The organism is Streptomyces sp. FXJ1.172 (genome assembly GCF_001636945.3).
Classification (GTDB): domain Bacteria; phylum Actinomycetota; class Actinomycetes; order Streptomycetales; family Streptomycetaceae; genus Streptomyces.
Window position 1 is genome coordinate 2,732,355 of sequence record NZ_CP119133.2, and the last position, 12,969, is coordinate 2,745,323.

Here is a 12,969-nt window from a genome sequence, read left to right on the forward strand (position 1 = left end):
CGCCTGCCGTGCGCCTGCCGTACGCAGTCCGGCCGGGCCGGTCACATCCGTCACTGATCGGCGACAGGGCCGTAACAGCAGGCGCCCGCAGGCGAGGCGGGGCGTTCGCCTGGGTAAGCCGCCGGTACCGGGGCCCGGGCCGGCAGGGCCCGGCTCCCGGGCGAAGCCCGTCGGCCGTCCCTGTGGCCGGGGCCCGTACCATTCCTACAGTCGAAAGCAGGACAGCCTGCTCCATGAACGGACTCGCCTTGCACGAACGCCCCACCGAATCGGCCTCCTGGCGCATCGCGCTGCCGCACACCGCCGCGGCGGTGCCCGTGGCCCGCGCTCTGGTGCGTACGGCCCTCGCCGAGGTGGAGCACGCGGCCGACAGTGACACCGCGGAGCTGCTCACGGCCGAGCTGGTGGCCAACGCGGTGGAGCACACCGCCGGGCGCGGCCCGATAGAGCTGGTGGTGGAGCTGTTGCCGAGCGGCTGCCAGGTCGAGGTGCACGACCCGGACCCGGCGCCGCCCGGCCACCTGACGCGGCCGGTGATCGAGGCGCCGGACCCCTGGCAGGAGGGCGGACGCGGGCTGCTGCTGATCCGCGCCCTCAGCTCGTCCTGCGGGCACCGCCCCACCCCGTCGGGCAAGGCGGTGTGGTTCAGACTGCCTGCGGTTCCCGCTCAGCGGCGGCCGGTGTGACCTCGGCGGCCGCCCTGGCCAGCGTGGAGTGCCGGCGGCCGTAGGCGGCGTAGAGCGCGAGGCCCGCCACGAGGAACACGGCGAACTGCACCCAGGTCCGCCAGCCGGTCTCGTACATCAGGTACAGGCAGAAGGCGATGCCGAGCAGCGGGCCCACCGGGTAGAGCGGCACCCGGAAGCTGCGGGTCAGGCCCGGCTCGCGGCGGCGCAGCGCCATCACCGCGACGTTGACGACGGCCATGATCGCGAGGGTGCCGATGGTGCACAGGTTCATCACGGCGTCCAGCGAGGCGAAGGCTGCCGGGAGCGCGAAGACGGCCGCGACGATCAGGGTGCCCGCGACCGGGGTGGAGGTCTTCGGGCTGACCTTCTCGAAGACGCGCGGGATCAGGCCGTCGCGGGACATCGACATCAGGATGCGGGTCTGGCCGTACATCACCGCGAGGACGACGGAGGCGATGGCGACGACCGCGCCGAAGGCGATCACCGCGCCGCCGACGGTCGAGCCGGTGACCTCGCCCACGACGTAGGACAGGGCCGCGGGGCGGCCGGCGACCTGCTTGCCGCCGATGGCGCCGATCGCGGCGAGCGCGACCGCGCAGTACAGGAGGGTCACGATGCCCATGCAGACCATGATCGCGATCGGGATGTCCCGCCGGGGGTTCTTCGCCTCCTCGCCGGCCGTGGTGATCGCGTCGAAGCCGATGTAGGAGAAGAACGCGGCCGTGGTGCCCGCGCCGATGCCGCCGAGGCCGGCCGGCGAGAACGGGGTGAGGTTGCCGTGCTTGAAGGCGCTGTAGCCGATGGCGCAGAAGGCGAGCAGGATGACGAGCTTGACCGCCGTCATCGCGGCCGTCGCGCGGGCGCTCTCGCGCACACCGCGCACCAGCAGCAGCGAGGCCATGGCGATGACGATCACGGCGGGCAGGTTGACGATCCCGCCGTCGCCGGGGCCGGCGGACAGGGCGGCCGGGAGCTGGACGCCGGTGAGGCTGTGCAGCAGCTCGTTGACGTACTGGCTCCAGCCGACGGCGACGGCCGAGATGGAGATGCCGTACTCCAGCAGCAGGCACCAGCCGACCAGGAAGGCGGTGGACTCGCCGAGCCCCGCGTAGGCGAAGGAGTACGAGGAGCCGGAGACCGGGATCGCGCCGCCCAGCTCCGCGAAGGAGAAGGCGGTGAAGACGCAGGTGATCGCGGCGAGGACGAAGGAGACGACGACGGCGGGACCGGCCTGGGCGACGGAGTCGGACAGGCCGACGAAGATGCCGGTGCCGACTATGGCGCCGACGCCGAAGCAGATGAGCTGGAAGAGGCCCATCGTGCGCTTCAGGCCGTGTCCCTCGCGGTCGGCGCCGGATTCGGCGACGAGCAGGTGCGGGGACTTGATGCGGGGAGCGGGCATGCGGGTGGTGCTCGTTTCTCGGTGGTGCAGGCGGCCGTCGTGGGGCCGTCTCGGGGGCGCGGGCGACCGTGGTCCGGTCGCGGGGGCGGCCCGAAATGGGTGGTATCGGGCCGCTGATCAGGATAAGGCCTGGTGAGGCCCGTCAGGCAAGGCTTTGTGACGAGGCTCGGGCCAGGGTGGCCACGAGGACCGCCTTGATCGTGTGCATCCGGTTCTCCGCCTCGTCGAAGACGACGGAGTGCTCGGACTCGAACACCTCGTCGGTGACCTCCAGCTCGGTCAGCCCGTGCCGCTCGTGGATCTCGCGGCCGACGGCGGTGCCGAGGTCGTGGAAGGCCGGCAGGCAGTGCAGGAACTTCACGTCCGGGTTGCCGGTGGCGCGCAGCACGTCCATGGTCACGGCGTACGGGCCGAGCAGCGCGATGCGCTCGTCCCAGACCTCCTTGGGCTCGCCCATCGACACCCATACGTCGGTGGCGATGAAGTCGGTGCCGCGCACCCCCTCCTGCACGTCCTCGGTGAGCGTGATCCGCCCGCCGGAGGCGGTGGCGAGCTGCCGGGCCAGCTGGATGATCGTCTCGTCCGGCCACAGCACCCGGGGCGCCACGATCCGTACGTCCATGCCGAGCAGGGCGCCGGTGACCAGGTAGGAGTTGCCCATGTTGTAGCGGGCGTCACCGAGGTAGGCGAAGGCGACCCGGTTCATCGGCTTGTCGGTGTGCTCGGTCATGGTGAGCACGTCGGCGAGCATCTGGGTGGGGTGCCACTCGTCGGTGAGGCCGTTGTAGACGGGGACCCCGGCGTAGGTGGCCAGCTCCTCGACGACGCCCTGGCCGTGCCCGCGGTACTCGATGGCGTCGAACATCCGGCCGAGGACGCGCGCGGTGTCCTTCACCGACTCCTTGTGGCCGATCTGCGAGCCGGCCGGGTCGAGGTAGGTCGTGCGGGCGCCCTGGTCGGCGGCGGCGACCTCGAAGGCGCAGCGGGTGCGCGTCGAGGTCTTCTCGAAGACCAGCGCGATGTTCCGGCCGCGCAGGTACTGCGTCTCGGCGCCCGCCTTCTTGGCCGCCTTCAGCTCGGCCGCCAGCTCGACCAGGCCGCGGAACTCCTGCTCGGTGAAGTCCAGTTCCTTGAGGAAGTGGCGGCCGGCGAGGGCGGTCGGGACTGTCGCCATGGGGCGCTCCGGGGTACGGGGGGACAGGAACTCTGGAATTCTATACGACCACCTGAATTTCTATACGGCCTGGGTGGGGTCCGTTGCGTCACACCGCCGGGGCGGCCCGGACGCAGGACGTACTGGCGGGGCCCGCCGGTCAGACCGGGTCCCGCTCGACCGGGCAGCTCATGCACCGGGGACCGCCCCGGCCCCGCCCCAGCTCACTGCCCGGGATCTCTATCACCTCGATGCCCTGCTTGCGCAGGTGCGTGTTGGTGGTCGCGTTGCGTTCGTAGGCGATGACGACGCCGGGCTCGACGGCGAGCACGTTGCAGCCGTCGTCCCACTGCTCCCGCTCGGCGGCGTGCACGTCCTGGGTGGCGGTCAGCACCCGGATCTCACCGAGGCCGAGGGCGGCGGCGATGGCGCGGTGCATGTGCTCCGGGGGATGGTCGGTGACCTTCAGCTCCTTGTCGCCGACGCCCGGCTCGATGGTGTACGAGCGCAGCATGCCAAGGCCCGCGTACTGGGTGAAGGTGTCGCCGTCGACCATGGTCATCACGGTGTCAAGGTGCATGAACGCGCGCCGCTTGGGCATGTCGAGCGCGACGATGGTGCGCGCGGAGCCGGCCGCGAACAGCTGGTGGGCGAGCATCTCCACGGCCTGCGGGGTGGTGCGCTCGCTCATGCCGACCAGGACCGCGCCGTTGCCGATCACCAGGACGTCACCGCCCTCGATGGTGGAGGGGTGGTCGGCCTGCCCCTGCGACCAGACATGGAACGGTTCGTCGCGGAACAGCGGGTGGTGCCGGTAGATCGCCTCGAAGTGCACGGTCTCGCGCTGCCGGGCGGGCAGCCGCATGGCGTTGATGGCGACCCCGTCATAGATCCAGGCGGAGGTGTCGCGGGTGAACAGGTGGTTGGGCAGGGGGCCGAGGAGGAAGTCGTCGAGGTCCATCACATGGAAGCGGACGGACGTCGGCTCCGGGTGTGCCTCGAGGAACTCCCGCTTGGTCATGCCGCCCACGAGCGCCTCGGCCAGCTCCCGCGCGGGCAGGGCCGCGAAGGCCGCGCGCAGATGGCCGGCGGCGAGCGGACCGTACTCCTTCTCGTGGAACACCCGGTCCAGGACGAGGGCGCGGGCCTCGGGCACATCCAGGGTCTCGGTCAGCAGGTCGCCGAAGAGGTGCACGGCGACACCACGGTCGCGCAGGACGTCGGCGAATCCGTCGTGCTCGGCGCGCGCCCGGCGCACCCACAGCACGTCATCGAAGAGCAGCGCGTCCTTGTTGCTGGGGGTGAGCCTTTTGAGTTCCAGGTCGGGCCGGTGCAGGATCACGCGACGCAGCCGCCCGGTCTCGGAATCGACACGGTATGCCATGTCTCCATCCTGGCCGCAGCCGACCTTCTTCACGCCCTTGTCGGCCGTTTCTGCCACTTCCTGTTCTCGTCCTATTGACGAGAAGCCGCCCCTCCGCTTATCGTCAATGGGACGAAAAACGGGGGACGGGAAACGAGGGGGAACACCATGGCCGACATCACCCGGCGCCTGGGCCTGCGCCACTTGCGGGGCACTGCGACGGCACACGTGCGGCACCACCGCTCGGGCACGCTGGTGCACGACGGCCCGGGGCTCAGCTTCTGGTTCCGGCCGCTGACGGCGGCACTGTCCGAGGTGCCGGTCGACGACCGCGAGCTGGCGATGACCTTCCACGCCCGTACGTCCGACTTCCAGGACGTGTCCGTGCAGGCGACGGTCACCTACCGCGTCGCCGACCCGGCCGCGGCCGCCGCCCGCCTGGACTTCTCCATCGACCCGGACACCGGTGCCTGGCGCGGCACCCCGCTGGAGCAGCTGGGCACCCTCCTCACCGAGACGGCCCAGCAGCACGCGCTGGACGTCCTGGCACGGACGCCCTTGTCGGCGGCCCTGGCCGACGGCGTCACGGCGGTGCGTGAGCGGATCGCCACCGGGCTCGGCGCCGAACCGCGGCTCCCGGCGACCGGCATCGAGGTCGTCGCCGTCCGCGTGATGGCACTGCGTCCGGAGCCGGAGGTGGAGCGGGCCCTGCGCACCCCGGCCCGGGAACAGATCCAGCAGGAGGCCGACCGGGCGACCTACGAGCGACGGGCCGTGGCGGTCGAGCGGGAACGGACCATCGCCGAGAACGAACTGGCCAGCCGCATCGAACTCGCCCGCCGCGAGGAGCAGTTGGTGGAGCAGCGGGGCACCAACGCCCGCCGCGAGGCCGAGGAGCAGGCGGCCGCGGACGCGGTGCGCGCCCGGGCGGAGGCGGAACGCTCGGTGCTGCTGGCCGACGCGGAGGCCGCCCGGTCGGTGAAGCTCGCCGAGGCCGAGGCGGCGCGCTCGCTGAAGCTCACGGAGGCCGAGGCCGCGAGGTCCCGGCGGCTCGCCGAGGCGGAGGCGGCGCGCACGGCCCTGCTGGCCGACGCCGAGGCGGCGCGTGCCGTACGGGTCGCCCGGGCCGAGGCCGAGGGCGCGCGTGCACTCGGCGAGGCGCGCGCCGAGGCCCAGGCGGCCTGGCTGCGGGTGCACACGGAGGCCGGCGTCGACGGGGCGACGACCCTGCGCGCGCTGACCGCCGGCCAGCTCGCGGAGAACCTGCCGCGCATCGACAGCGTGACCGTCTCGCCGGACGTGCTCACCGCACTGCTCGCCAGGCTTGCCACGGGGGCCGGAGCGTGAGCCTCGCCCCGCGCGCCGTGCTGGTCCACCGCACCACGGAGTACGAGGAGCTGGTGGCCCGGCACGGCACGCACGGCCAGGCCGCGTTCTTCCTCGCCTCCCGGGGCCGGGACATCGAGGAGGTCGCCGAGCGCCACCGCCGGGCCCACCGCGCGCTCGCCGAGGTGAGTGCCGCGGTGCCGCTGACCTGGCGGCAGGCGCGGGTGGAGCGGGGCGACCTGGACCGGTTCCTGTTCGCGCCCGAGGACGTGGTCGTGGTGATCGGCCAGGACGGCCTGGTCGCGAACGCCGCCAAGTACCTGACCGGCCAGCCGGTGATCGGCATCGACACCGACCCCGGCCGCAACCCCGGTGTGCTGGTGCGGCACCGCCCGGCCGACGCGGCGAAGCTGCTGCCGCACGCGACGGGCACCGCGGTGGACGCGCTCACCATGGTGGAGGCCGTCGCCGACGACACCCAGCGCCTGCTCGCGCTCAACGAGATCTACCTGGGCACCCCCGGTCATCAGACCGCCCGATACCGCCTGGGCCTGGAGGACGACGGGGGTGTCGTCGAGGCCCAGGCTTCCTCCGGGGTGCTGGTGGGGACCGGCACCGGCGCGACCGGCTGGCTCCGCTCCGTGTGGCAGGAGCGCAGCAGCCGGATCGCGCTGCCCTCCCCCACCGAGGACCGCCTGGTCTGGTTCGTCCGCGAGGCCTGGCCGTCGCCGGCCACCGGTACGACCCTGGTGGCCGGCGAACTGGCGGACTCGACGGCCCTGACGGTCACCGTGGAGTCCGACCGCCTCATCGCCTTCGGTGACGGCATCGAATCGGACGCGCTCCAGCTGACCTGGGGACAGACGGTCCGCATCGGGGTGTGCGGGCAGCGGCTGCGGCTGGTCGGCTGACCGGGCGGCGGGCTACAGCCGCGGGTCGACCGGCTCCGACTCCAGTGCCAGCACCCCGAACACGGCCTCGTGCACCCGCCACAGCGGCTCGCCGTCCGCGAGCCGGTCCAGGGACTCCAGGCCGAGGGCGTACTCGCGCAGGGCGAGGGACCGCTTGTGGTTCAGGGAGCGCCGGCGCAGGCGGGTCAGGTTGTCCGGACGGGTGTACTCGGGGCCGTAGATGATCCGCAGGTACTCACGGCCCCGGCACTTGATGCCGGGCTGTACCAGCCTGCCGTCCTGGTTCCGGACGAGCGCGCCGACCGGCTTGACCACCATGCCCTCCCCGCCGCGGCCGGTCATCTCCAGCCACCAGTCGATGCCGGCCCGGACGGACCGGGGGTCGCCGGTGTCGACGTAGAGCCTCCTGGTCGTCCGGAGCAGTCCGGTGCCGTCGTGTTCCACCAGGCGGTCGATCAGGGCCAGTTGCTCGTCGTGCGGCAGCGCGGCAAGGCTGCGGCCCTCGACGGCGAGCAGCTGGAAGGGGGCCAGGCGCACGCCCTCCAGGCCGTCCGTGGTCCAGCAGTAGCGGCGGTAGGCGGCGGTGAACGCGGCCGCGTCGGCGGCGCGTTCACGCTGCCGCGCCAGCAGGCCGCCGACGTCCGCGCCGCGTGCCGCGGCAGCCTCCAGCGCGCCGAGCGCACCCGGGAACACCGCGCCCGAGGCGGCGCCAACGGCCGCGTACTGGCCGCGCAGCAGACCCGAGGCCTTCAGCGACCACGGCATCAGCTCGGCGTCCAGCAGCAGCCAGTCCGTGGCGAGTTCGTCCCAGAGTCCGGCCTCCCCGATCGCCGCGCGCAGGCGGCCGAGGATCTCCTCGGTCATCCGCCCGTCGTCGAAGAACGGCCGCCCGGTGCGGGTGTAGAGCGAGCCGGTGGGCCCGGCCGTCCCGAAGCGCTTCGCGGCCGCCGCCGCGTCGCGGCACACCAGGGCCACGGCCCGCGAGCCCATGTGCTTCTCCTCGCACACGACCCGCTCGACCCCGTCCCGCGCGTACTGGGCGAAGGCCTCCTCGGGGTGCTCCAAGTAGCCCTCGGCCTCGCTCGTGGCCGTCGGAGCCATCGTCGGCGGGAGGTACGGCAGCAGGCGCGGGTCGATCGCGAAGCGGCTCATGACCTCCAGGGCCGCCGACGCGTTCTCCTCGCGCACCGCGACCATGCCCGCGTGACGGGTCTCAACGGCCCTGCGGCCCCGCACGTCGGCCAGGTCCAGCGGCCGGCCGTCGTGTCCGCCGGGTGCCGCGGAGCGCAGCGGGCGCGCCGGCTCGTACCAGACGCGCTCGGCCGGTACGTCGACCAGCTCGCGCTCCGGCCAGCGCAGCGCGGTCAGCCTGCCGCCGAAGACGGCGCCGGTGTCCAGGCAGATCGTGTTGTTGAGCCAGGTCGCCTGCGGGACCGGGGTGTGCCCGTAGACGACCGCCGCGCGGCCCCGGTAGTCCTCCGCCCACGGGTAGCGCACCGGCAGCCCGAACTCGTCGGTCTCGCCGGTGGTGTCGCCGTACAGGGCGTGCGAGCGGACCCGGCCGGAGGTGCGGCCGTGGTACTTCTCGGGCAGGCCGGCGTGGCAGACGACCAGCCTGCCGCCGTCGAGGACGTAGTGGCTGACGAGACCGTCGAGGAACCGGCGCACCTCGGCCCTGAACTCCTCGCTCTCGCCCTCCATCTGGGCGATGGTCTCGGCGAGCCCGTGGGTGTGCTGGACCTTGCGGCCCTTGAGGTAACGGCCGTACTTGTTCTCGTGGTTGCCGGGCACGCACAGCGCGTTGCCCGACCCGACCATGGACATCACCCGGCGCAGCACGCCCGGCGAGTCGGGGCCGCGGTCGACCAGGTCGCCGACGAAGACGGCGGTACGGCCCTCGGGGTGCACGCCGTCGGCATAGCCCAGCTTGGCCAGCAGCGACTCCAGTTCGACGGCGCAGCCGTGGATGTCACCGATGATGTCGAAGGGGCCGGTCAGGTGCGTCAGGTCGTTGAAGCGCTTCTCGGTGACGACGGTGGCGCTCTCGGCCTCCTCGACTCCGCGCAGGACGTGCACCTTGCGGAAGCCCTCGCGCTCCAAGTGCCTCATGGACCGGCGCAGTTCGCGGATGTGCCGCTGGATGACCCGGCGGGGCATGTCGGCGCGGTCGGTGCGGGCCGCGTTGCGCTCGGCGCACACCTCCTCGGGCATGTCGAGCACGATGGCGATGGGCAGTACGTCGTACTGCTTCGCCAGCTCGATCAGCTGCCGCCGGCTGTCCTGCTGCACGCTGGTGGCGTCCACGACCGTGCGGCGCCCGGCGGCCAGCCGCTTGCCGGCGATGTAGTGCAGCACGTCGAAGGCGTCCCGGGTCGCGCTCTGGTCGTTCTCGTCGTCGCTGACGAGGCCGCGGCAGAAGTCGGAGGAGATCACCTCGGTGGGCTTGAAGTGCCGGCGGGCGAAGGTGGACTTGCCGGAGCCGGAGGCACCGACGAGGACGACGAGGGAGAGGTCGGTGACGGGCAGGACCCGTCTGGTGCGGTTGCCGGTCATGCTGCCTTCGCCTCCTTCTCGGTGTCGTTGCGGTGGAACAGGGCCATCTGGGTGGGCGGGCCGACCTCGGGGTCGTCCGGTCCCACGGGGATGAACCCGACGTCGTAGCCGTGGAGTTCGGCGGTCCGGCCGGCCCAGGCGCGGAACTCCTCGCGGGTCCACTCGAAGCGGTGGTCGCCGTGCCGGACATGGCCGGCGGGCAGGGTCTCCCAGCGGACGTTGTACTCGACGTTCGGGGTGGTCACGATGACCGTGCGCGGGCGGGCCGCACCGAAGACCGCGTACTCCAGGGCGGGCAGCCGGGGCAGGTCGAGGTGCTCGATCACCTCGCTGAGCACGGCGGCGTCGTACCCCTTCAGGCGCTTGTCGGTGTAGGCGAGCGAGCCCTGCAGCAGCCGGACCCGGGAGGCCTGCCGCTCCCCCATGCGGTCCAGCTTCAGCCGGCGTGCGGCGATGGTGAGCGCCCGCACGGACACGTCGAGTCCGACGACCTCCGTGAACCGCGGGTCCTTCAGCAGCTCTTGCACCAACTGGCCCTGCCCGCAGCCGAGATCGAGGACCCGGGCGGCGCCATGGGCGCGCAGCGCCGCGAGGATCGCCTCCCGCCGCTGTTCGGCGAGCGGGGTCGGCTTCTCCTCGGTCTCCGTCTCCTCGGCGACCGCGTTGTCGACGTCCTCGACCTCGCTGTCGTCGGCCTCGGCGAGCCGGACCAGTTCCAGCCGCTCCGTCGCCTGCCGGGTCAGCGACCAGCGGCGGGAGAGGTACCGGCTGGTGATGAGCTTCTGCTCGGGGTGCCCGGGCAGCCAGCCCTCGCCCGCCCGCAGCAGCTTGTCGACCTCGTCGGGGGAGACCCAGTAGTGCTTGGCGTCATCGAGGACCGGCAGCAGGACATAGAGGTGGCGCAGTGCCTCGGCGAGGGTCAGCTGCCGCGACTCGAGGACGAGCCGGACGTAGCGCGAGTCGCCCCACGCGGGGAACTCCGTGTCGAGCGGCACCGGTTCGGCGGTCACTGTCCAGCCGAGCGGCTCGAAGAGCCGGTGGACGAGGCCGGCACCGCCGCGGGCGGGCAGCGCGGGCACCTCGATCCGCAACGGCCGTGCCTGCGCCGGGAGTTCCGGGCGGGCGGCGCACACCCCGCGCATGGCGCTGGAGAAGACGCCGCCGAGCGCGACCGCGAGCAGCGAGGAGGCCGCGTAGGGGCGGTCGTTGACGTACTGCGCGAGCGCCGCGTCGGACGCGCCGCCACGGCCCCTGCCCTTGCCCCGCCGGACCAGTGCGACCGTGTCGATCTCCAGCAGCAGCGCGGCCGTGCAGCGCTGGTCGTCCGCCTCGGGGTAGAAGACGTGGGCGGGGCCGTAGGACGTGGCGAACGTCTGCGTCTTGCCGGGGTGCTTGTGCAGCAGGTACCCGAGGTCGGTGGCCGGGTGGGCGGCGTCGCCGCGCGTCGAGATCGTCAGGAACACCTGCCCGATTCTTCCGGGCCAGGGCCCCGGCGACCACCGGTTTTCCCGTCGGCCGGTCCGATCACGGTTGCCGGGCGCGGTCCGTCACGACTCCTTGGCGACGATCGTGCGGGCGTTTCGCACGGCCCGTTGCTCCGCGGCGCGCAGGTCGTCCAGTTTCTGCCTGTTCCTGGCGATGGCGGCCTTCTGGTTGCGCTCGTCGAGGGAGTGCGCGGCCGGGATGTAACCGGTGTCGAGCTTGCACCTGGCGTCGGCGGCGGCCGTCGACTTCTCCTTGTCGGAGGGCTGCCGGGTCTTGAACCAGGCGAAGTCCACGGAGGCCTTGTCCGGGTCGGCGTAGTGGAAGCCCTTCTTCTTCATGCAGTCCGACCAGGTGCGGTCGGCCTTCTTCCAGGCCGGGTCCTTCCGGGCGTCCTTGTGGGACTGGTACCAGAGTTCCATGGCGAGCGAGTAGTAGCCGCTGAGCTTCACGCCGCCGACCTTCATCGCCCTGGGCGGAGCGCCGTAGATCGTCCGGGTCGCCTGCCCCAGGCAGCCGCCCTCGGGGATGCGGTTTCCGTGCGCGAGCCGGCTGTCGCCGGACTCGAACTCGCCGGTGAGGGCGACGAACTGGTCGGCGGGCCACTCCTGGCTCTGGGCGGAGTCCTCGGTGTTGCGGTTGTGGTAGCCGTGCTCGGACGCCAGGCCGGGGTCGTCCACGCCGTACGGGCTGTCGTCGCCGAGCGTGCTCGCGAGGTCGAGCGTGCCCGGCCGGACCGGATAGGTGGACTCGACGTTCTTGGTGTCGAGGACCGCGAAGCCGGCGAAGCCGAGCCGGACCATGCATTTCTTGGCGAGGATCCACTGGGCCCTGCTGACGGCCTTGCCGTCGGCCGAGGCCGGGTCCGGGAGGTACGCGTGCAGCGGGAGCGCCGCCATGGCGTTGAGACGGTGGGCCTCGCCGGCGGTGTCGTGGCCGTCGGCGAACTGGCAGGCCGACACCGCGATGACGCTGGTGAGAGCGAGGGGCAGGACTTTGCGCACGGGGCATTGCATCAGGTCTGGATCATGGGCGCCGTGATGGAGCCCACAGTTCCGCCACATGTGGCCCATGGCCGTCCCACAACCGCTTCCCGCGCCCTCGGCCGGGGCATCCCTCCCCGGCGGAGAGGGATCCCGTCACGGCAGTTACGGCAGCTGCGACTGCACCTGGGCGGAGATCAGCTCCAGGTGGTCCAGGTCGTCGAGGTCCAGGACCTGGAGGTAGATCCGCCGGGAGCCGATCTCGGCGTACCGGCCGATCTTGTCGACCACCTCGGCCGGGGAGCCGGCCAGGCCGTTGGCCTTCAGCTCCTCCACCCCACGGCCTATGGCGGCGGCGCGCCGGGCGACCTCCTGGTCGTCCCGGCCGACGCAGACCACGAGGGCGTTGGAGTACGTCAGGGCGTCCGCGCCGCGGCCGGCCTCCTCTGCGGCGGCCCGCACCCGGCCGAACTGCCGTTCGCTGTCCTCGATCGAGGCGAACGGGATGTTGAACTCGTCGGCGTACTTCGCCGCCAGCCGCGGCGTACGGCTCGCGCCGTGGCCGCCGATGAGCACCGGGACCTTCGCCTGGGCGGGCTTGGGCAGCGCGGGCGACTCGGTGAGGTCGTAGTAGGTGCCGTGGAAGTCGAAGGTCTTGCCCGCCTCCGTCGCCCACAGCCCGGTGACGATCGCGAGCTGTTCCTCCAGCCGCGCGAACTTCTCCTTCGGGAACGGGATGCCGTAGGCCTTGTGCTCCTCCTCGAACCAGCCGGCGCCGAGGCCCAGCTCAACCCGGCCGCCGGACATCTGGTCGACCTGGGCGACCTGGATCGCGAGTACACCGGGCAGGCGGAAGGTGCCGGCCGTCATCAGCGTGCCGAGGCGGATGCGCCTGGTCTCACGGGCGAGGCCGGCCAGCGTGATCCAGGCGTCCGTGGGCCCGGGCAGGCCGTCCACGCTGCCCATGCGGAGGTAGTGGTCGGAGCGGAAGAAGGCGTCGAACCCGAGGTCCTCGGTGGCCTTGGCCACGGTGAGCAAGGTGTCGTAGGTGGCCCCCTGCTGGGGCTCGGTGAAGATTCGAAGGTCCATACACCCATCCTGCATGCC

At 72.3% G+C, this 12,969-nt stretch carries 10 protein-coding genes; 3 read left to right on the forward strand and 7 right to left on the reverse strand.

What is annotated here, in order from left to right; all coding sequences use genetic code 11:
• Positions 1-233: 233 nt before the first annotated feature.
• Positions 234-686, forward strand: a complete 453-nt coding sequence (locus tag A6P39_RS12130; protein WP_067047888.1) for an ATP-binding protein — start codon at positions 234-236, stop codon at positions 684-686.
• Here A6P39_RS12130 and A6P39_RS12135 read toward each other — a convergent pair.
• From A6P39_RS12135 to A6P39_RS12145, 3 genes are all read right to left on the reverse strand, one after another.
• Positions 646-2,091, reverse strand: coding sequence for an amino acid permease (locus A6P39_RS12135; RefSeq protein WP_067047892.1), 1,446 nt, complete (start codon positions 2,089-2,091; stop codon positions 646-648). The two genes, A6P39_RS12130 and A6P39_RS12135, sit on opposite strands and share 41 nt — an antisense overlap.
• A gap of 142 nt (positions 2,092-2,233) precedes the next feature.
• On the reverse strand, positions 2,234-3,265 hold the full coding sequence (argF, locus tag A6P39_RS12140) for an ornithine carbamoyltransferase (protein WP_067047897.1): 1,032 nt from the start codon (positions 3,263-3,265) through the stop codon (positions 2,234-2,236).
• 139 nt (positions 3,266-3,404) lie between these two features.
• On the reverse strand, positions 3,405-4,628 hold the full coding sequence (locus tag A6P39_RS12145; protein ID WP_067047988.1) for an arginine deiminase: 1,224 nt from the start codon (positions 4,626-4,628) through the stop codon (positions 3,405-3,407).
• A 147-nt stretch (positions 4,629-4,775) separates the two neighbouring features.
• Between A6P39_RS12145 and A6P39_RS12150 the strand changes: the two genes are divergently transcribed.
• Together A6P39_RS12150 and A6P39_RS12155 are read left to right on the forward strand one after the other, a co-directional pair.
• On the forward strand, positions 4,776-5,954 hold the full coding sequence (locus tag A6P39_RS12150; RefSeq protein ID WP_067047899.1) for an SPFH domain-containing protein: 1,179 nt from the start codon (positions 4,776-4,778) through the stop codon (positions 5,952-5,954).
• On the forward strand, positions 5,951-6,844 hold the full coding sequence (locus A6P39_RS12155; protein ID WP_067047901.1) for an NAD(+)/NADH kinase: 894 nt from the start codon (positions 5,951-5,953) through the stop codon (positions 6,842-6,844). The genes A6P39_RS12150 and A6P39_RS12155 overlap by 4 nt, the downstream gene beginning before the upstream one ends.
• 12 nt (positions 6,845-6,856) lie before the next feature.
• On the opposite strand, the gene A6P39_RS12160 is transcribed toward A6P39_RS12155, so the two are convergent.
• The 4 genes from A6P39_RS12160 to A6P39_RS12175 all read right to left on the reverse strand — a co-directional run bounded on the left by A6P39_RS12160 (position 6,857) and on the right by A6P39_RS12175 (position 12,951).
• Positions 6,857-9,397, reverse strand: a complete 2,541-nt coding sequence (locus tag A6P39_RS12160; protein ID WP_067047903.1) for a polynucleotide kinase-phosphatase — start codon at positions 9,395-9,397, stop codon at positions 6,857-6,859.
• Positions 9,394-10,860, reverse strand: a complete 1,467-nt coding sequence (locus A6P39_RS12165) for a 3' terminal RNA ribose 2'-O-methyltransferase Hen1 (RefSeq protein ID WP_067047905.1) — start codon at positions 10,858-10,860, stop codon at positions 9,394-9,396. The genes A6P39_RS12160 and A6P39_RS12165 overlap by 4 nt, the downstream gene beginning before the upstream one ends.
• An 84-nt stretch (positions 10,861-10,944) precedes the next feature.
• Positions 10,945-11,883, reverse strand: coding sequence for a hypothetical protein (locus tag A6P39_RS12170; protein ID WP_067047908.1), 939 nt, complete (start codon positions 11,881-11,883; stop codon positions 10,945-10,947).
• Between the two features lie 144 nt (positions 11,884-12,027).
• Complete coding sequence (locus tag A6P39_RS12175) at positions 12,028-12,951, reverse strand: LLM class F420-dependent oxidoreductase (protein WP_067047910.1); 924 nt, start codon at positions 12,949-12,951, stop codon at positions 12,028-12,030.
• Positions 12,952-12,969 lie beyond the last annotated feature (18 nt).

Excerpts from the sequence above, each read along its gene's own strand:
- A6P39_RS12150 (WP_067047899.1), top strand. The coding sequence starts at position 4,776 with ATGGCCGACATCACCCGGCGCCTGGGCCTGCGCCACTTGCGGGGCACT.
- A6P39_RS12160 (WP_067047903.1), bottom strand. The coding sequence starts at position 9,397 with ATGACCGGCAACCGCACCAGACGGGTCCTGCCCGTCACCGACCTCTCC.
- A6P39_RS12130 (WP_067047888.1), top strand. The coding sequence starts at position 234 with ATGAACGGACTCGCCTTGCACGAACGCCCCACCGAATCGGCCTCCTGG.
- argF (WP_067047897.1), bottom strand. The coding sequence starts at position 3,265 with ATGGCGACAGTCCCGACCGCCCTCGCCGGCCGCCACTTCCTCAAGGAA.
- A6P39_RS12135 (WP_067047892.1), bottom strand. The coding sequence starts at position 2,091 with ATGCCCGCTCCCCGCATCAAGTCCCCGCACCTGCTCGTCGCCGAATCC.
- A6P39_RS12175 (WP_067047910.1), bottom strand. The coding sequence starts at position 12,951 with ATGGACCTTCGAATCTTCACCGAGCCCCAGCAGGGGGCCACCTACGAC.
- A6P39_RS12145 (WP_067047988.1), bottom strand. The coding sequence starts at position 4,628 with ATGGCATACCGTGTCGATTCCGAGACCGGGCGGCTGCGTCGCGTGATC.